Genomic DNA, 19,767 nt, shown 5'->3' on the forward strand with positions numbered 1-19,767 from the left:
TTTTTTAATTATAAAGGTATCGTGATGTTCACTTCAACTCCTTTACCAAGTGTTGGGTTAAAATTAAATGTTCCGTTGCAATTCTCAATACGGGAAGCCGTATTAGCTAATCCTGTGCCTTTTTTTGGATGTATGGAACCACCCACACCATTATCTTTATAGGTTACGTGAATGTTATTTTGTTGTTGTTGAAATTTTATAAAAACCAATGAAGCATTGCTGTGTTTTGCCATATTTACCAAAAGTTCCTGCAATGCTCTGTAGATAGTAACACACTTGTAATCCTTTAGCATTTCCCATGCAATACTCTCGTGTCCCTGCAGGATAATATTGGTAGTAGTATTCTGATAGGGCGTAAGTAAAAATTCAATTTCATTAATAAATTCTTTTCCACCCGAAATAGCCGCATACGAATGTGAAAGATCTCTGGTTTTTTGATATAATTGTTCCAAATTGTCGAGAATTGAAGGGGGCTTATATGTATTCTGTATTGCAGTCATTAATCCAAAAATATCATTTCCAAGTCCGTCGTGTAATTGTTTGCTGATGTGTCTTTCTGTGGCGTAAACCTTTTCCAGTTCTTTTCGTTTGTGTCGTTGTTTTAATAAAAAGTAAAGGGCAAGTCCACCAAGGAAAAGAAAAATACTTAAACTGATAAAAACTATTTTTTGATTTTTTTGTTCTGCAGCTTCAGCCCGTTTCTGAATTGCTTCCGATTCTAAATGTAAAAGTTTTACTTTTTCAAGTTCATCTTCATATTTCATTTGTGCAAACTGTGTTTTTACTTTTAATTCATTTGTATGCAAACTATCGGTTAAAATTACATACCTGTCTCTAAGAGAAACATTGTTTTTGTCTAGTTTCATAAGAACTGCCAATGCCTCCTTTTCTGCACTGGGAAGGTTCATTTTTCTTCCAAGCTGTATGGCAGAATCTGCAAATTTTTTTGCTAGGGTTGGGTTTTTAGTGCTGTAATACGAAGCGATATCCGTATAACTGGTAAGTATTCCTAAGGTGTGGTGTGTATTTTTTCTAATCTGTTTTGCAAGATTTAGTTTTTGCAAAATTTGCTCATGGGTACTGATTTTCATTTTCCATTGTAGGAGTGCAAAATTATGAAGCGTCCGGGCGTACGAGATGGAATCTTTTTTTAAAACGGGATCTGCAAGAATGGTTTCATAAATTGGTTTTGCTTCTTCATATCGTTCAAAAAAGTATAGATCGTAGGCAAGATTATTTCGAAATATGAGTCGGTCCCTCTTATTCTCGGTGGTTTGTATAGCTTTCTGGTAATTTTTTACGGCATTTTCTTCGTTATTCAAATTTCTGTGCACAATACCCAATTCATTATACGTACTTGCTCTATAGTTTTTATTTTGAAGATATTTCAGCGATTCTATTAATGTTTCTTTTGCTCCAAAAAAGTCGTTTTTAATTCTTTGAATGGCACCCATTCTAAACGCGCAATTACCCGCTTTTTCAGGCTGTGAAGATTCAATGAATACGATTTTAGCACGGTGGTAATAAAAATACGCACTGTCTATAATTGGATTGGTGTTTTCAAAGTAATATGCTTTCAGATACCAGTATTTAGCAAGATTGATCTTATTTTCATTTTTTTCTGAAAGCCTTTTTAATTTTTTTCCGAAGTAATTTAAACTATCTATTTGTCCCAGTCTATAATGTAAGTTGCATTTAGCATATAAAATATACGATTGTAACGTATCGTGTTCTTCCATGGTTTTGAGTGCTTCATTCAAATAATGCATTCGTGCTGTGTCTGAATTCGAGCTGTTCTTCCCTTTTTCATATAAAGCGATTGGAGTTGTTGCAATTTCTTCCGAAGTAAAAATTCCTTGAGAAAAAATCGGACTACATACCCAAAAAAGAAGTGCGAATAGAGATTGGTTCATCTAAGATGTTTATTAACAGAGGTTCGTAAAATGTGGGGAGACCAAGTATTTCTTGACCTACTAAGATAGTATAATTTAAGGGGAGTATTTTTTTGAAGAAAAAATGAAAGTGATCGTCTTAGTGACCATCACTTTCATAAGTCATTCTGTTTTCACTGAAACAGATATTGAATACGTATGTTTCAATCAATCTTCGGGGGGAGGTGTGGTGCCCGACCCTTCATTATCTACGGGTTCCAATTGCACAAACCCCGTTGTTTCCTCTATGGCTTCAGGAACGCATGATGCTAAAAAAAGTACCATGAGAAGTCCTGCCAATACATAATTTTTCATAGATATGTATTTAGAATTAAGTAATCGCCAGTGAGCGGGTTTTCCCTGACGTTCTGGAAAACCCTATATTTATGCATAGAATGTTTGGGAGGCACTGTTGCAGTTCTTAATGTACTTTTACTGCCTCTTCCCATAAAGGCAATGTGAATTAAAAACAGACAACAGTTAGAAAAGAATAGGGTAGCTTTACCTATTTATTTCGATAGTTTAAAGATAGTTTAGGAACTAGGAAACGATAATAAAACTTCCAAAGGTTCCGGGAGAATTCCAAAACTTCCAAATGCAATGAATTAAAAAGAGCTCATTTTTGAAAAGTAAAGACGCATTAGAAAATTATATACAGGAGCTGTTAGCCAGAGTAGATTCAGGCAATACAGATATTATTGAAAAATTTCTACAACACAATGCTACGAGAACCAACCTTAGAAAAGCGACGCTGTTGAAATTCAGTAAAGAAAAAGAGAACGGTGGAATTTCTGAAACTGACGAGAAAATTATCCAGTATTTTGTAAACATACAGCGACCCGTTAAAGTGCAAGATCTAGAGGAAATGGAGGTGGGGGCATTTAAATCGTTAGAAAACTTTTTAAAAAGTAGAACGATACGCTCCAGACCCTATAAGTTAGATCTGTTGGCGTGGTTGCTGGATTTTGAGCCCAGACCTTTTGGGATATTTCAGAAACAATTAAAAAACGATGCTCTTTCTACAATTCCTGCCGGAATTAAAGAAGCAGTACCCCAAAAGCTAGCAAAGTATAATGAAGATAAACGAACGAACGAATTTCTTCAAATAATTCAGCAGCTACTGGATTTTTCAGACCGAATGAAAGAGGAAGATCTAAATACGTTTTTTGGATCTTTAATTAATAAGCATTTCAGTAAAGTAATAACCCATTGGGCTGATTATAATCTTCGCCCCATTCTAGAAGAGGTACTTGTTAAAGAACTTGATAAATACTGGGATAAACTTAAAAAGATAGAGGGACAGAAGAACAAGTTGGGCAATCTTTTGTTGTATGTATCCCCTTTGCCTAACAGCGATACGTTAAAAGAAATAGTTTTTAAAGAATTCTGCTACGAACTAGAAGATATGGGAATGGACACCATAGATTTTTCACTCGCAGAGGACGATGACGACTACGACGGTGATGAAGACGATATGGATATGGAAGATGATTTCGATTAATGAAAGGAAGAGATACTAGAATGTAATTAATTAAAATTCATTTTTCTTTTAACTCGTTTCCAATGATACTTCCAGTTAAAAAACAGATTCTCCATATAAAAGAAACCTCCTAGATAAGTTAAGTTCAAGTTATTCCCGAACACGAAATAAACAAATACAGAAAGAAGTGCAAAAAACGGAATATACCAGATTCCGCCGCGTAATATTCCTATAACGGGCTTGTCGAAAATGGTAGGATATAATCGGCCTTGCGGTAGCGAGATCAGGTATGAGAAAAATAAACAGCACAACGTAAGAAAAGTAATAAAATACCAGGTTATAACAGTATCTCCTTTTATAAGTGCCAGATAGGCATTGGCAGTAATTACTGGCATTGAAATAGCATCTCCATAGATCGTTTTCTTGAGGTTCGCTTCTATATTATCAATGATAATGATTTTGTTTTTGGTGGCAGCTTTAAATGAGGTGACGTCTAAGCTACATATTTCCCCCAATGATAGTGTTTGAATGTGGTCACGATCTATAAATTTTTCAAGTTGAAAATCGTTAAAAACCTTTTTTGCCCCAAGAGAACTATAAAACATACCGTGCTTAAATCGGGTCTCGTGAATAGCGGTATACATATCAAGAGGAAAAGACCGAAGGGTGTCCTGCTTATACAAATCGTACAGGCGATATTTTGTCATGGTGCCACCGGGCATGTACACCGAAGCATCAGCCATAGGTAAGTCTCTGTAAGGAGCGTGAAGCATCTCTTTTCCTAATCCCGAAGAAATTGAAAACCTAGGCAAGGAGCTCATTTCGTGCACTAATTCTCTATCATATTTCGGCGAAGCATAATCGAAAAGAATATTACACATTACATAATTGTAGTCTTTCGTTTTGTTTAAAAGATCCATGAAACGTAATAACAAGCCACGATGCACCACAGCAACTCCATTTGTTATATCTTCTGAAAGATCTCCGCGAGCATTATCCACGACCATGTAATCTTTACTGGTGTCGATGATAAGAAACCGGGCTCCGTCCAACGCAGGTTTTTCTGAAGCAAACCAAGCTTTAACTTTTGGTCCAAGATGAAATACTGTACTATTATCACCGGGAAGTATGTGGTTCTTCTGAAGCAGAAAAAAAACCAACAAACCAACAATGGTATTTAATACACATAGCAGTACGACTTTCTGGTTTAAAAATCTAAAACGATTCAAAGGCCTCTAATTGAATTTTATGGTCGTATGTGTTTTCTAAAAAAGTGTTAAGTGCATCCCGCGTTTCTTCTTCAGACAGTCCTTTTTGTAGGTACAAGGATGTTAATAATTTAAGTTCTTCTCGAATTGTTTCTTTCTGTTTAAGGTAATAAACAGCTTCATTAAAATAGGTCGTGTGGTTTTTAATGGTATCGTAAAGTCCAAGTTTTGCAATAGAACTGTGAGCTGGGATATAGGAAGTAAGATCGACCATTCCTTTTTTATCGGGATGTATTCTTATTTGGCTTCCTTTATTCGCCGCTTCTATTTCAAGGGTATAATGTAAATGAGGAGGAAGGTCAGGGTGTAAGCGAATCATTACTTTTTCAAGAGGTTGCTCTTTATTATAAATTATGAATGTGCCGTAATCTTCACCACGCATAGAGCCGGATTTCTTTTCTTCCGTAAAAAAATCACTAACCAAACGTACCAACCAATTCTTATTGTCAGTCCCTTTTATTTTTTCAGTGTTTTCTGAAGAAGTGTCTGGCTTTATAAAAAATTCATTCGTGCTTGGAGACCAAAGTGCCACTTCACTGGAAGGATCGGTAAAATAAAGTGTAGTAGTATGTTTTAACGTTGTTCCTCTCGTTAGCGGTTGCTTATTTATTCCGTAGGTAATATTATGACCGTGTGTAGCAATAACAGTAATTGTTTCTGAAGAATTTTGTGCTATGCTTTGAAATACAGCGAGATAAAACAAAAAAAATCGCAATGCTACCATAATTAATAATTACATTTAAAAGATAAAATCAATTGCATCCCGTATAAAATCACTGCTATGAGAAATAGATTACTACTGTTCACGATTTTTCTGTTTGTACAGGGGATCTACGCACAAGATACAGATATTGAGCGTATTAAAAAAGAAGTAGTTGAGGCTAAAACAGCATTTCAACAAAGGCGATTAGCAGATAGTGAACGTATCTGTGAGACCTTACGTTTACAACTAGTTGCTTCCGAAGAAAAAAAGTCAGCAGCGCATTATGCTCTTTACAGTGAACTACTTCGGCTTCATTTTAACGTATTAAAAGCTAAAAACGAGTATTCAAAAACCCTTCAACTTGCAGATCTTTCCACCAAAGAAGTGCTTCAGTCTTTTAAAGAAAGTGGCAATAATACTCTTCAGAATCACATACAACATATAATTGAAGCCACCCAACGTTTTTCCACCGACACCGCCCAACTTTTAAAGGCAATTCAGACCTACTCAATTTTAGAATATACGATTCCAAAGGAGGAAGTAAATGCCCGTTTGCAACTCACCGAATATGTTGAGGTTTTACGCTCTAGAATGGAAGAGGTTATGAAAGCTGACGCCCTGAAAAAGATGGCAGAATATGGGAATCTTCAAGAAGAAATGTTAAAAAAGATCACAGAAAAAATGAATACCGATGGTGTGGAAATTGACATTGATAGGAAACAAATGCATGCGAATACCAATTCGGTTAATGCTTCAATAGAAAATATGACCAAGAACCTTTCTAGTGAAATGGAAGCAGCACTTACCCAACAACTCATGGGACAAATACTTCCGGAAGATGGCGTTAAACTTGAGAATATTCAGGAAATCATGACATCGGTAGCCCAGATGTCTGGTTTAGAAGGCGACGAAATGGATAAGGTGATGTCTCAAATTCAAACCCTAGAAAAACCCCTTGAGGTTGCCGGTCGGTTAGATACGGTAATGCAAAACCAAATGTTACGTAGATCGCAAGAAGGGATGGAAAGTTTAAAAACATCGCATGAAAATGATCCTATTGCTTTGGGAATGGAGACTTTGTTTCAGGTTCAAACCTTGGCGATAAATTTAGAAACCGACAGCTTACTCGGACTGTACCCCAAAATAAAGAAAGATATAGCTAGGGCCGATGCAGCGTTACAAATGGATGCTTCAGATATGAATTTAGAATCCCAATTGGATTTTATGATCTGGGCAGCTTTATTTACAAAAGAGCACTATACCGAAGCATTGCCTTTCGCTGAAAAAATTAGGAGTGAGAAAGGAAATGAATTTTCAACCTTTCCGGCACTCATTGCTACTCATTTGGCTTTACATACATATCGTTCTGTTGAAGAAGAATACAATCAGGCAGTGCAAAATACCTCTAAAGATATCTTCAAGAAAGAGAATGTACCTATGTACCTTCTTTCAAAATTATATTATATGGAAGCACTTATGGGTCAAAAAAAATATAAAGAAGCATTGGCGTTAGAAATGGAAACTAAAAAAGAAGTAGAACAACTTTCTTCAAGAAATAAAAGCGATCAACACTTTCTGCATTCAATTCTAAATAAAATGAATATATATTCAGGATTGGCAAGTTTTGAGTTAGGTGATATGACTGCTGCAGATCACAAAATGGAATCTTTTTTGAAGAATATGAATACGATTCCGTGGATACAAAATATGGGAAATCTGGCACAAAACTTTGTGCTTCCCACTCAAAAGAATAACGACCTATCTCAATTGTATGTTCCCTATACCGATGTAGCCATGTATTATTTATCTGTTAGAAATCGAAATGAGGATGCCATGGTAGCTATGGGGTATAACAGTATTTTATTTTATAAGGAGTTAACGGTTAATCTGGAGCGAAAAGCAGCCTTTACAGGGTCGAATGTAAAAGATACAAACGGGGATGCTCTGTATATGAAATGGATTGAAGCAAGGGAAAAAGCTTCAGATATTAATTATAAAAACAGAGATTCCATTCAAGATTATGCAACCCTTTTTCAAAAGCAACTTATGTCTGAAACTACTAAAAATGTAGCTCAGCAGGTGGAAGTTACTAAATTCACGTGGAAAGACATTCAAGAGCAGTTACAACCTTCAGAAGCAGCTATTGAATTTGTGAGTTACAAATCAAACTATCTCAACGAGGAGAAAAGTGAAAGAATGTACGGTGCATTTGTGCTTACCCCTTCCATGACCTATCCTGTTTTTATTGAATTATGTAAAGAAGCCACTCTTAAAGCTATTTTTAATCCAAAGGATATGGCGAATTCCACGAGCGAAAAAGCAACTATTAATACAACTTATAACAAAAATTCTTTTCAGGCGTATGCGCTTATTTGGAATAAAATCGAACCTTATTTAACAGGTACGACAACGGTTTTTTATGCTCCGTCGGGAATGCTTCATACCGTTGCATTTGCTGCGTTAAGGAGAAATAACGAAGGTGCGTTTTTAAATGAAAAATATACGTTGCATCAGGTAAGTACCACGCAGAACATACCTCAGGTTAAAAAGCATTTTAGCTATTCAAGTGCAGCTGTTTTTGGAGCTATTAATTATAATGAAAATGAAAATTTGGAAGCACTACTTTCAGAAGTACCTGACCAAGATAAGAATCGAGGAGGGGCTTTTTGGAAATCACTCGATGGAACCAAAAATGAAGTAGCTACGCTGGAGGCATTATTAACAAGACACGGAATACGTACACAAACGTTTATTGAAAATAATGCATTGGAAGAGAATTTTTACCACGCTATTAAAAACCAGCCAGACATAGTGCATGTTGCAACCCATGCTTTTTACGAACGCCCGAAAGGGATTATGAGTTTTCAACCTGTAGATTATAGTTTTAAGGGACGGGCGAAATATTTTGAAGAGCAGGATCCCATGAATACTGCAGGATTGGTATTTACAGGTGCAAATTACTTTTGGAAAACGGGGAAAAGAATAACGTCTCAAACGGAGGACGGAATTGTAACCGCAAACGAACTTGCCTCATTAGATTTAAGTAAAACAAACTTAGTAATACTGTCTGCTTGTGAAACAGCATTAGGAAACTCACAGGGTAATGAAGGCATCTACGGAATACAACGTGGCTTAAAATTAGCAGGCGCTAAAAATTTAATTGTTTCCCTTTGGAAGGTGGATGATCTTAAAACGGCAGAATTTATGAAAACCTTCTATTCCAATTTAATTGAACAAAAAGGAACTTTGGCTGAAGCCTTTATTACTAGCCGAAATCAAATGCAAAAGCTACATCCGGATCCTTATTATTGGGCTGCTTTTATTTTAATACAATAAAAAAGTAGTTAGAGTAAGATTCCACTTTTATAAGTTCAATAGAAAAAAACGCCCGATAGGTATACCGGGCGTTTATAGATTAATTTATTCGTTAGTTGGTTTACTTCTTTGTAAAAGGGTCTATGGAAATTCCTACTTGAAAATATCCGGTTGGATCTTGATTGTTCTTGTAAATAAAATCGTTGGTTGGCTCTCCTTTTTCTGTTAAACGGTTGCTGATAAAGTTTTGCAAACCACCTTGGAATGTCCCAATTAAATAATCGCTGAAACGGTGTTCGTAAATAATTCCGGATTTAATTTCTAGTTGGCTGTACTCAAAAGTTTCTGCAAAATTGGGATTGTCAACATTTACATAGAACCCGGTAGAGCCAAAGCTGCTTCCAATAGAAAAACGACCGTTTTCACCTACCATTCTTCTTAATAATAGCCGTTGTGGAAGAATGAAATCCACTTCCCATTTTGAATTTTTGAATCGGTGATTGTAAGAAAACGTTGGGAAGAAAGGTAACTGCGAGGTAGGGTCAATAAATACAATTGCTCCTAGGGTCATTGTGGTTCGCGCTGTTCTTTTCAGAATAAAAGAAAGACCAACCAATCCTTTTACACGTTCCAGCCCTTCATCATTTCCATCTACTATTAAAGAAGCATTATAAATCACTGGTTTTTTAAACAGTGTAGAGAAGTAGGTTGAGCTTACTGCAGTCGAAAAGTTATGAAAGTTTACAGTTCCATTTTGTTCAAATACAGTAATATCTGTTGTTTCAATATTATTGAATTCAAATTCATTAAATTGATAATTTACCGAACCAGTTAATCCCCACTTCCTAGTTTTATAAATAGGAATATTTGCAGATGCATTGAAAGTGCGTTGCGATTTTATTTCACCTTCCTGAAATTTTTCATCAAAAAATTCTGAGTCGAACTCACGGCTTAAACTTTGACCATACTCAAAATTTAAAACACGAGCTCTTGGAAATTTCTCCTTGATGCTTTGCGTTGCTTTTTGTTGCAATGAATCTGTAGTTTGCTGTGCTGTAGCAAAAGTGGAAATGAATAGTATTGCTGTAACTGTAAAAAGTTTGTTCATTCTGTTTTTTTAGATTGTTCTTAATTTTGGATTTGTTCGAGCCATTCAATAGCAGCCTCGCGTTCATTTATTGCAAAATGCTTAACAGGAATTCCGGGGGTCATAAAATTTCCTATGGGTATAATTTTTTCAATCCAATCCTTATTAGTCAATACAGCATATTTTTCGATAACAGTAATAGCTTTTGATTTTAGTTTCACCATCTCGACAAAGGTTTTAAAATTTTCAAAGCCTGGTAAACTTTCCATCACACCTATCACTTTTATTTTCTCATTGTTATCAGCTTTGGTTTCTAGAAAGGTTATAAATGTCTCAACACCTGCTTGGTCAATAGCGTCGGTTACCTTGAATAGGTAGATATTCTTATTTTGTATCTGTTCTATTTTTATCATTTTTCTTCTTTTTTCTATGTTGTTCTTTGTCTTTGAGGTATTTATTTTTCAGTTTCTTATTCGACCTTATAATTGGAGAGATCATTAAGAAACCAATGACGGCAACAATACCTATTGAAATAACTATTAGTAGTGTGTTCATTTCAAATTAGGTTTGTCTCTACTTTTATAAATTTTATAAATTAGTAAAACACAGGCTATTCCTAAGAGTATTAATCCCGATGTAAAAAGTATGTGAGGTTCGTTATTATTCATCTTTAGTTTCAGTTTTATCTTTCTGTATATGATTGGTTTTTTCTGAATTTGAAAAAGTATATTTAAGAACGTTAAATTGCTCTTCTTTAAAAACCATTGTTCGGTGTGGGAAAGGGATCGAAATACCTTCTTTGTCAAACCGTTTTTTGATGCTTTCGTAGAGATCGCATTTCATTTCAAAAGCAGCTCCGAAATTACTTGCCCAAGCCCATGCTCTTAAGGTTATTGAAGAATCGTCTAGACTTATTACACGAACTACCACCTTTTTCACATTGTTGTATTTGTCGAGTTCAGATCTGTTATCAACTAAATTTGGGTGGTCTTCACATTCTTCCCGCATAATATGTTTTGCAAGATCAATGTCGCTATCGTATGAAATTCCTACTTCTACCCATTGGCAGCACATGCGTTCCCCAAGATCATAATTAATTAGTTTTTCTTTATTGATAATGGAGTTTGGGATAACAATCATCTTGTTCTCGTAATTTCGAATAACAGTATGCCGTAGGGTAATATCTGAAACAGTACCGACCATAGACTCGTCTACTTTAATAATATCTCCAAGTTTAAACGGTTTAAATGCGATAATAAAAAGCCCTCCTACAAGGTTTGAAAGTGCTTCTTGAGACGCTACACCAGCCACGACAGCTAAGACACCCGCGCCGCCCAAAGCCGTTGCTGCAAAACTCCGCATGGACTCAAAGGCTATTAAGATTAATAGTCCGCCTATAAAATACACCCCGAAGATGGCGATGTACCTTAGAAATTTATAACTAGTGGTATCCTGATTGGTGATAGTTCGTTCCTTTATGGTTCTTTTAAACCAAGTTTGTACGAGTGAGGCTGTTACCAAGGTTACAACGGCGATAATTCCCAAATAAAGGACCAAGCCGAAATTTCCTACCGCTACTTCTTTCACCCGTGCCTCATCCATAAAATTCCAGGATATGGCCATAATCCCCAAAACGATCCATAGCGCATTTAGAATCTTTTGGGTAAGATGAATGGTGGTAGGTTCTTCCCCCGGAAATTTTTTAATGCTTCGTCGCTCCAGCCAATCGTGTAATTTCTTTGTTAGAAATCGCAGTACCAAAACCGTGATAATTACAATGGCAGACCAAATTATATTATCTTGATATGTATTCCAGAATTCTGTCATTACGTTACGTTTTCTTGTATGTTATATGCGTAGAAAGGATTCCAACGTCTAGAAGAAAGGGTCTGTTTAAATTGTTCTTTTATCGAAGGGAGAACTTTAAAAGTGACATTCATTTTAGGATTATCCAATAATGCTTCTATGTAAAGAAATATTCTCTCTAAATCTTCTTCGGAATAATTCTCAACAATGTTCACTTCTAGTCTTGGTTTTTTGCTTGCGATGTAATAGAACATATTTTACATTTTTAAATTCAACCTATATTTTTTAACCTTTTGGATCTTCTCCATATTTGTTTTTCCCTACCATTCCTTTTTTGCTCAAGAGATAAATAATCATTATTTGTCCTGCAATGGGAATGAAAGCAATAAATAGCCACGTCCATTTTTTACCTATATCATGAAGACGTCGTACTAAAACACCCAAAAATGGAATAAAAATAAAAAGGCCGAAAATAGTTTCTAAAGGTCCCTGATCCCAGAAAGGGACTTGCCATTTCAGCAGGTATATTTCTACTAGAGAAATTACAGCTCCAATTATTCCAGCAAATAAGAAAAACATCCAAAACTCTTTGCGACGAGATCTGCCTTTAAATTCACCAAATCGTTCAATCACTATTTTAAACCACTTCATGTAACCTTTTTAGTAGGGTTCCCAAACCTTTCAGAAAAACGTATTATGTTTAAACCAACAACTGAAAGGTCAAGAACCACTTGTTTTTAATGGGTTTTAGCAACTTCTAATTCCGATATTTTACCGGCATTTTCTTTTGCAACTTTTCGTTTTATGTCTCCTTTCCAGATATCGATTACGATATACATAACAGGGACAATGATAACCGTAAAAATCAACGAACTGGTAAGTCCGCCTATCAACACCATGGCAAGTCCGTTTTTCCATTCTGCACCAGCTCCAGCTGCAAAAGCAATAGGAATCATAGCGATCACCATAGCAAGCGTTGTCATTAAAATAGGACGAAGTCTTGAAAGCCCTGCATTTACAACTGCCTCTACGCTTTTCATTCCTTCTTGTTTAAACTGATTAGCAGCATCGACAATTAAAATGGCATTTTTTATTACTAGACCAACCAACATGATCAACCCTAAAAAGGTAAATACACCCAGACTTTCCTGAAATAAGGCTAGAATTAAAAAGGCTCCAATCATTGCAGTTGGAACAGAAAACATTACAACGAGAGGATAGGCATAACTTTCGTAGAGTGCTACCATGATGAGGTAAACAAGTACGATCGACATTAATAAAGCAAGTCCTAAACTCGCAAAGGCTTCTGTCTGACTTTCTAAATCACCACCCATTTCAAACTCGACACCATCGGGCATTTTCATTTGTTCTATTGCGGTTTGAACTTCTGTTGAAACGGTTCCAACGGGGCGACCTACCACTTGTGCGCCAATACTCACACTGCTTCTTTTATTATCCCTTTGTAGTTTTGAAGGCCCAGTAGATTGTTCCACTGAGGCGAATTGTTGGAGTTCGATAAGTTCACCAGTTGTGTTTAAAAAGGTTACTTTCTTTATATCATCTATGTTCTGCCGATCAAACTGATCCAGTTTTACATTAATATCATATTCATTCTCGCCATCACGAAATTTATATTGTGTATTTCCGGCAAATGCATTTTGCATAGTAGTACCCACTGTGCTCATCGTTAGGTTGAGCGCTGCCATTTTATCACGATCTACGTTAATTGCTACCTCAGGATTTCCGCCTTCTACTGAAAGTTCAACTTCCCGCGTACTATTTACAGATTGAATCGTTTTTTTTACTTCTTCCGCGGTTTCCATTAATTGATCGATGTCGCTTCCGGTTAGCAATACTTGAATAGGGCCGGCAGTACTTCCACCAACCATACCGACTGCTGCAGTTTTAAACTTGACACCTGGAATGTTTTTAGTGAGTTTTATTTTAATGTCCCGCGCGTATTGTTCCGAAGTAATCGTTCTGTCATCTGGGCTTATCATCTTAGCATTTATCTGGGCCAGATTCGAAGAGTTTCCACCGCCACCAGTTCCTGTTCCAACGGTAGAGAATACAGAAGCAACAATAGCATCGTGTAAAAGAATATCTTCTACGGCAAGCGTCGCAAGGTTGGTTTCTTCAATAGTACTTTCTTTGGGTAGTTCGAGTTCTACGATAAATTCACCGTTGTCTCCGTTTTTTACAAACTCACTTCCAATAAATCCGAAAACGAGCAATAAGAGGGACGCAATCACTAATCCTAATAAGGTGAAGGCTGTAATACGTTTTCTGGAAAGTGTCCATTGTAAAATGTCTTTGTAAACATTGTTGACCCCGGTTAGAAAACTTTCAAAAGCAATTAAAGGTCTGTGTAACATTTTTTTTCTGTCTAGCGTAATTACTTCAGAAAAACGAGACGATAATAAAGGGGTTAATGTAAAGGAAACGATTAGCGATATTCCAGTTGCAAATGCCACAACTACAGCAAACTGTTTCAGTAAATCTGCTATAAGTCCCGTTACAAAAGTGATTGGGAGAAATACGGCGATAAGTACCAAGGTGATCGACATTACTGAAAGTCCGATTTTCTTCCAACTTTCCATGGCGGCTTCTCGTCGGGACTTTCCTTTCTCCATTTCGGAGTGAATTTGTTCCAATACTACAATACTATCATCGACCAGAATCCCTACCACCAGTGATAATCCTAATAACGTCATTAAATTAAGCGTATAACCTAATTGGTTCATAGCAATAAATGTGGCAACGATCGATACCGGAATAGATACCATAACAATAATTGAATCTTTCCAGCTTCGTAAAAAGAATAACATGATAATCGCTACCAGTCCAACAGCTAGCATCAGGTCAAATATTACTGCGTCGGCTGCTTCGAGTGTAAACACAGAACTGTCTTGAGCTACAGCGATCTTTAAATTTTTGTCAGCATATTCTTCTTCAATTTTAAGAATTTCAGTTTTAATATCTTCGGCTACCTGTACGGTATTTCCATCGCTTTGTTTTGAAATGGTTAATCCAATGGAACTAATCCCGTCAATTCGCGAAATAGTTGTTACGTCTTTAGTGGTGTCATACACTTCTGCAATATCTTCAACACGTACACTCGAACCATTACCGTTGGTTATTTCCAATCCTTTGATGTCGTTTACATCCTTAAATTTTCCTGAAAGACGAACGGTTACCTGTTGCTTATCATCTTTGATATTCCCTGTTGGAAAATCAAGATTTGCAGCACTAATAGCTTGTGTTACTTGAAGAATACTTAATCCGTACCCCTTCAGTTTATCACGGTCTACATTTATGCGTATTTCACGTTCATTACCACCAATCACCTGAACTCGTGCAACCCCTTCAATTCGAGATAATGTTTCTTTTATATCATTTTCAACCAGATCGTTGAATTCGGTTACATCCATTTCCGAAGAAACCCCAAGACGCATTATAGGAAGATCATCGAACGAAAACTGATCTACACTTGGTTGTACCACTTGATCGGGTAACTGCCCTACAATGTTGTTTACTTTACGTTGGGCATCCTGTAGGGTTTTATCTACATCTGCGTTATAGGTTAATTCTACATTTACAATAGAAATACCTTCTTGAGAAGTAGACGTAATACTTTTTACACCTTCTAGGGCACTTACCGCATCCTCTATATTAGTGGTGACCGAATTTTCCACTTCAGAAGGAGAAGCACCAGGATAGGTAGTGCTGATCGAAATTTGTGGAGAAGTAATTTTAGGCAATAATTCGTATCCTAAGCCCGAGTAACTTATAATTCCCAAAAGGGCGACAATGGTAAAAACAACTACGGCTAACGTAGGTCTTTTTACAGATAGTTCTGTGATAGTCATAGGGCTAGTTATTTGTGATTTTTACCTTCGTGTCATTGGTAAGATTTATTATTCCTTTGGTCACGATCTGTTGTCCGTTTTGCAATCCACTAAGAACGATCACATCCCCGTTAATTACTGCACCGGCTTTTATTTTCTGAAGGCTTACCGTACTATCATTATTCACCAAGTATACTGACGGGTTTTGAAGACTCCCCACAATAGCTTCCCTTGGAATAACCATAGCTTCCTGTTCGTTTGTTTTTAAGGCATCGAAATTAACTTCAGCGAACAGTCCTGCACGCAATAGATTGTCTTCTGTATTAGCTACTTCGATCGTAACTTGAAATTTTCTGGATGCATCTGCTTTTACACTTATTGTGCTTACTTTTCCTTTAAAAGTCTTCAGTGGATATACATCTGATTTTATGGAAACCTCCTGACCTTCTCTAAGTTTAGAAAGATTATCTTCTGCAACATTCACAATAATTTTTAGGCGATCTATCTGTACAATTTCTGCGATGTTATTGCCAGGCATTACGAAACTCGTTTCTTCCACCATTAATTTATTTACTACTCCGTCTATGGGTGATTTTACAGTAGTAAAACTTAATTGTTGGTTGATCTGTGCAATGTTAGCCTGGGCATTTTCCTTTTGAATACGAATATCTTCCAAGGCACTTTGGGATACCGCACCTACTTCGAGTAAGCGTTCGTATCTGGCAACATCTTTCTCAGCCTTTGAGTACGCAGACTGGGCACTCGATAATTGAGAGCTTAAGGAGACAGCGTCCACCTTTGCGATTACTTGTCCTTTTTTAATTTTTTGTCCTTCTTCTACTTTTAAGTATTGAATGCTTCCCTGAGATTCTGCCACTAAAGTAACTTCTTCCCAGCCTGCAAATTCACCTGTTGCTACTAGGCCATTAGAAATTGTTTTGGCACCTACAGTTGCTGTTTGTACAGGAATAGCGAACTCTTCCGGAACCGCAGCAGCTTTTTCATTCATTTCTTTTTTATTACTGAACAAGGTGTAACCAACGATTCCGATGAGGATGACTACTACGATGATACTAATGTTTTTTGTTTTCATAATTTTTTAATTTCCTCCCGCATGTTAACATGGCGTGAATAGGTTGCTTAAAGTTTGTACTGAATGATGCGCTTAATTATCTGTTGTTGGATTTGCAATAAGTTTTGAAAGGGTACCACTGGATTTTAATAAGGTAACCTCTGCCACTTTAGCCTGTAAAAGTGCGTTGAGGTAATTGGATTGTGCTTGGCGTAATGCAAACTCAGAATCTAATAATTCGGTAAGATTAGCCACCCCTTCGTTGTAGGACGTTTTTATACCATCGTAATTTTCCTGAGCAAGGTCCATATTGGTTTTCTGGCTTTGGATCTGAGAGTTGCTTAGTGTTAACTGCTCTAGTGCATCTCCATATTCTTTTTCAATATTGAGGCGTAACGTTTCACGGTCCAGTTCTAGTTGTTTGGTAGCGAATTCTTTTTGCTTTAAACGGTTTCTTCGCTGAAACCCATCAAAAACAGGAATGTTTGCTGAAAGCCCCCAAGTACCACTCCACTGACCTTGATATACTTCGGGATCAAAATCTACGGCTTCATTAGACTGTCCGAGGTAATTGTAACCAAAGTTGGCACTTAGGGTAGGTAAGTATTCTGATTTAACAAGTTTTTGATCGATTATGGAAAGTTTAACCGATTGATCTAGTTGCTGATATTCCAGATTTTCTTCTAACAGTAGTTCGGAACCTAAGGGATAAGGATCACGGTCTTCAAGTTTTTCATTAAGAACGACTTCTTTATCCATCGAAATGTTTAGGAAAACTTTAAATAAGCGTAACTGTTGGTTTTTACCAAACTGTGCGTCTTCGATTTGGGTTTTTAGATTCGATCGGTTTACCAATAGTTGATTGAGATCCAGTTTTCGAATAATTCCCTCCCGAAACTTTGCTTCCGATAGTTCGATGAGGTTATCGGTGCGGTCATAATTTTGTTGCAATAATTCTATTTGCTTATTAAATACCTGAATCTGAATATATGTCTGAATCACGTTTACAATTAGGTCTTGAGTAGTTATAAGTGTTTGTAGCTTTCGCAATTCTGCCAGAGCACTGGTGCTTTTAACAGAACTGAATAACTGAAAATTAAGTAGCTGTTGCTGAACATTCACGCCTGCGGTATATTGATATCGGTTTCCAAAAGCGACACCAATGGTAGTACCTGGTTCCCCTCCAAATATTTCTGCGGGAAGTCGTTGTTCCTGTAGCGAAAAATTATCTGAAAAACCTGCATTCCCTGTAACTTGAGGTAAGGCACGTCCTTTTACTTCTGCTATCTGAGCCTGAATAATTTCTTGATCGATCTGTGCACTCTCGAGGTTGTTGTTATTTTTAATAGCATAATAAATAGTTTCTTCAACAGTGTTAAAAACGATAGGATTTTCTTGTGCCACTATGAAAGAAGATATAAGGCATAGTGTGATCGTTAAAATCCAGATACTAAGGTTGTTCATTTCTTTTTGTTTTGTTTTTTATGTTAGTTCTGAATTAAAAGAACTATATAGGATAAAAAAATAGTAAATTATTTTTTCCAATTTTCTATTAACTTTATACTCTCTCGTTGATAGTATTCAAGGAATTCAGAAAAATCTTTTAATTGATCATTAAATTCGGTCGTTTCTTCAGTTCGATTCTGTAAAATTTCTTTAATACTTTCATTATAAGCGGAAAGCCCATTAATGCTTTCTAAGAACACATTTTTCCATTGCCCTAAACGAGTGTGGAAATAGCGTTTACGATCTCCTGGTTTTGTTTTATATCCAATTCGCTTCATCATTAACAAATTGTTAATGGCATTACTGGTCGCGCTTTTGCTTAATTGTAACGCATCTCTTATTTGATCAAATGTTAATTCAACTTTATCTGCAACAGTAAGTAAAGCATCAACTCTAGCAGAAGCAGGCGAAAGTCCCATTCCTTCTTGAATTACGCCAAAACTTTCAATAAGTTCCTTTTGTTTGTCTGTAAGTTTATTTTCCATCTGATTACAAATATAGTTGGTTTTTCTGGTTCTCTTCTAGAAGAACTTCATTTATTTTTATTTTTTTATTTTACAGTTGAGAATTTTATCATCTAAACGTATACAATATTTAGTTAACTAAGCTCTAATTAAAAAAAATCTTTGATTCTTTATTAAAGAAAAAGGTCAATTATAAAAAATTAATTTTCATACAATGTAATAGGTAAAAATGCGTTGCTAGTTTAGTGAGTTCCAAATATTATCAACATTTTAACAGAACCTATGTTGAGGGAATTCAATTTTAAAATACTTTTGTAAACCTTTATGATAATTTACTTGTTTTCAGTAATTTAAACACATATTTTAATTAAATGATAAAAATGAAGAATTTTTTAGTGTTGGGATGTCTTTTACTATTTTCCTTTAACGGAATTTCACAAGACTTACCAATTCATAACAATGGTGATGTTGATGAAATAGGGTCACTGCAATGTGAGAATTTACAAGCTAATCTAGAAACTGAAATTTTTAAAAATAAAACTTGGAAAAATTTAGTTGATAGAAAAATGATGTCTATTGGAATTGTCGATTTAAGTAATCTCAGCGACATTCAATATGCTGGTATTAATGATGAAAATATGATGTATGCAGCAAGTCTTCCGAAGATAGCTGTTCTACTAGCAGCAATGGACGCAATAGATAAGGGGCAGTTGCGTAACTCGAAAGCAATTCAAAAAGATATGCGGGCAATGATTAGTAAATCTAATAATGCCGCAACCACGAGAATGATCGATAGAGTAGGGTACGAGAAAATTGAAGAGGTTTTACGTATGCCTAAGCATAAACTGTACAATGAAGAGGTTGGTGGTGGTCTTTGGGTAGGAAAGCGATATGCTGCCGGAGGAAGAAGGTATCCGGAACCTATGAAGGGATTGAGTCATGCTGCGACTACAAAACAGGTTTGTAGTTTTTACTATCAATTAGCAATGGGTAATTTGGTTAATGAGCTTCGCTCTGAGCAAATGTTGAATATTATGGAGAAACCTGCGTTACATCATAAATTTGTAAATACCCTAGATAAGATTGCTCCAAATGCTCGCCTTTTTAGAAAATCTGGTTCATGGAAAAATTTTCATTCAGATTCTGTATTGGTATGGGGACCCGATAGAAAATACATTTTAGTAGCGCTTATCGATAACGATTTAGGAGAACAAATAATTAGAGATTTAGTAATGCCTTTGGAAAAAGTTATGAAAAAATCTCGTACATTATAATCCGTCCCAAAAC

The 19,767-nt window shown here is 36.1% G+C and carries 17 protein-coding genes; 3 read left to right on the top strand and 14 right to left on the bottom strand.

Features of this window, described 5'->3' with window-relative positions:
• Positions 1 to 8: 8 nt before the first annotated feature.
• Both ULVI_RS13535 and ULVI_RS15460 read right to left on the bottom strand, forming a co-directional pair.
• Complete coding sequence (locus ULVI_RS13535) at positions 9 to 1,913, bottom strand: tetratricopeptide repeat-containing sensor histidine kinase (RefSeq protein WP_068593331.1); 1,905 nt, start codon at positions 1,911 to 1,913, stop codon at positions 9 to 11.
• A 186-nt stretch (positions 1,914 to 2,099) separates the two neighbouring features.
• On the bottom strand, positions 2,100 to 2,246 hold the full coding sequence (locus ULVI_RS15460) for a hypothetical protein (protein ID WP_157632632.1): 147 nt from the start codon (positions 2,244 to 2,246) through the stop codon (positions 2,100 to 2,102).
• A gap of 307 nt (positions 2,247 to 2,553) precedes the next feature.
• Here ULVI_RS15460 and ULVI_RS13540 point away from each other — a divergent pair, with 307 nt between their 5' ends.
• The gene (locus ULVI_RS13540; protein ID WP_068593332.1) at positions 2,554 to 3,432 is read left to right on the top strand and encodes a hypothetical protein; all 879 of its coding nucleotides are present in this window, start codon (positions 2,554 to 2,556) and stop codon (positions 3,430 to 3,432) included.
• A 26-nt stretch (positions 3,433 to 3,458) separates the two neighbouring features.
• On the opposite strand, the gene ULVI_RS13545 is transcribed toward ULVI_RS13540, so the two are convergent.
• Both ULVI_RS13545 and ULVI_RS13550 read right to left on the bottom strand, forming a co-directional pair.
• The gene (locus ULVI_RS13545; protein WP_068593333.1) at positions 3,459 to 4,640 is read right to left on the bottom strand and encodes a hypothetical protein; all 1,182 of its coding nucleotides are present in this window, start codon (positions 4,638 to 4,640) and stop codon (positions 3,459 to 3,461) included.
• Positions 4,627 to 5,403, bottom strand: a complete 777-nt coding sequence (locus tag ULVI_RS13550; RefSeq protein WP_068593334.1) for a hypothetical protein — start codon at positions 5,401 to 5,403, stop codon at positions 4,627 to 4,629. The genes ULVI_RS13545 and ULVI_RS13550 overlap by 14 nt, the downstream gene beginning before the upstream one ends.
• Before the next feature lie 57 nt (positions 5,404 to 5,460).
• On the opposite strand from ULVI_RS13550, the gene ULVI_RS13555 reads away from it, so the two are divergent.
• The gene (locus ULVI_RS13555; RefSeq protein ID WP_068593335.1) at positions 5,461 to 8,718 is read left to right on the top strand and encodes a CHAT domain-containing protein; all 3,258 of its coding nucleotides are present in this window, start codon (positions 5,461 to 5,463) and stop codon (positions 8,716 to 8,718) included.
• A gap of 100 nt (positions 8,719 to 8,818) precedes the next feature.
• Here ULVI_RS13555 and ULVI_RS13560 read toward each other — a convergent pair whose 3' ends face one another.
• The 10 genes from ULVI_RS13560 to ULVI_RS13600 all read right to left on the bottom strand — a co-directional run bounded on the left by ULVI_RS13560 (position 8,819) and on the right by ULVI_RS13600 (position 18,501).
• Positions 8,819 to 9,805 (bottom strand): C2 domain-containing protein, encoded by a 987-nt coding sequence (locus ULVI_RS13560; protein ID WP_068593336.1) that lies wholly within the window; start codon positions 9,803 to 9,805, stop codon positions 8,819 to 8,821.
• A gap of 20 nt (positions 9,806 to 9,825) precedes the next feature.
• Positions 9,826 to 10,197, bottom strand: a complete 372-nt coding sequence (locus tag ULVI_RS13565) for a SpoIIAA family protein (RefSeq protein ID WP_068593337.1) — start codon at positions 10,195 to 10,197, stop codon at positions 9,826 to 9,828.
• The gene (locus ULVI_RS15465; protein ID WP_157632633.1) at positions 10,169 to 10,339 is read right to left on the bottom strand and encodes a hypothetical protein; all 171 of its coding nucleotides are present in this window, start codon (positions 10,337 to 10,339) and stop codon (positions 10,169 to 10,171) included. Before ULVI_RS15465 ends, ULVI_RS13565 begins: the two co-directional genes overlap by 29 nt.
• Before the next feature lie 105 nt (positions 10,340 to 10,444).
• A complete protein-coding gene (locus tag ULVI_RS13570; protein WP_068593338.1) occupies positions 10,445 to 11,611 on the bottom strand; it encodes a mechanosensitive ion channel family protein in 1,167 nt (388 codons plus the stop codon).
• Positions 11,611 to 11,844 (bottom strand): hypothetical protein, encoded by a 234-nt coding sequence (locus tag ULVI_RS13575; RefSeq protein WP_068593339.1) that lies wholly within the window; start codon positions 11,842 to 11,844, stop codon positions 11,611 to 11,613. The genes ULVI_RS13570 and ULVI_RS13575 overlap by 1 nt, the downstream gene beginning before the upstream one ends.
• A gap of 31 nt (positions 11,845 to 11,875) precedes the next feature.
• Positions 11,876 to 12,241: a DUF805 domain-containing protein gene (locus ULVI_RS13580; RefSeq protein WP_068593340.1), complete on the bottom strand. Its 366-nt coding sequence runs from the start codon at positions 12,239 to 12,241 to the stop codon at positions 11,876 to 11,878.
• Positions 12,242 to 12,327: 86 nt separating this feature from the next.
• On the bottom strand, positions 12,328 to 15,459 hold the full coding sequence (locus tag ULVI_RS13585; RefSeq protein WP_068593341.1) for an efflux RND transporter permease subunit: 3,132 nt from the start codon (positions 15,457 to 15,459) through the stop codon (positions 12,328 to 12,330).
• Positions 15,460 to 15,463: 4 nt separating this feature from the next.
• A complete protein-coding gene (locus ULVI_RS13590) occupies positions 15,464 to 16,531 on the bottom strand; it encodes an efflux RND transporter periplasmic adaptor subunit (RefSeq protein ID WP_068593342.1) in 1,068 nt (355 codons plus the stop codon).
• Between the two features lie 72 nt (positions 16,532 to 16,603).
• A complete protein-coding gene (locus tag ULVI_RS13595) occupies positions 16,604 to 17,974 on the bottom strand; it encodes a TolC family protein (RefSeq protein WP_068593343.1) in 1,371 nt (456 codons plus the stop codon).
• 68 nt (positions 17,975 to 18,042) lie between these two features.
• On the bottom strand, positions 18,043 to 18,501 hold the full coding sequence (locus ULVI_RS13600) for a GbsR/MarR family transcriptional regulator (protein ID WP_068593344.1): 459 nt from the start codon (positions 18,499 to 18,501) through the stop codon (positions 18,043 to 18,045).
• 359 nt (positions 18,502 to 18,860) lie between these two features.
• Here ULVI_RS13600 and ULVI_RS13605 point away from each other — a divergent pair, with 359 nt between their 5' ends.
• Entirely contained in the window at positions 18,861 to 19,754 is an 894-nt protein-coding gene (locus ULVI_RS13605) for a serine hydrolase (RefSeq protein ID WP_241780996.1), read from the top strand.
• Positions 19,755 to 19,767: the final 13 nt, after the last annotated feature.

The organism is Cochleicola gelatinilyticus (assembly GCF_001637325.1).
Lineage (GTDB): Bacteria > Bacteroidota > Bacteroidia > Flavobacteriales > Flavobacteriaceae > Cochleicola > Cochleicola gelatinilyticus.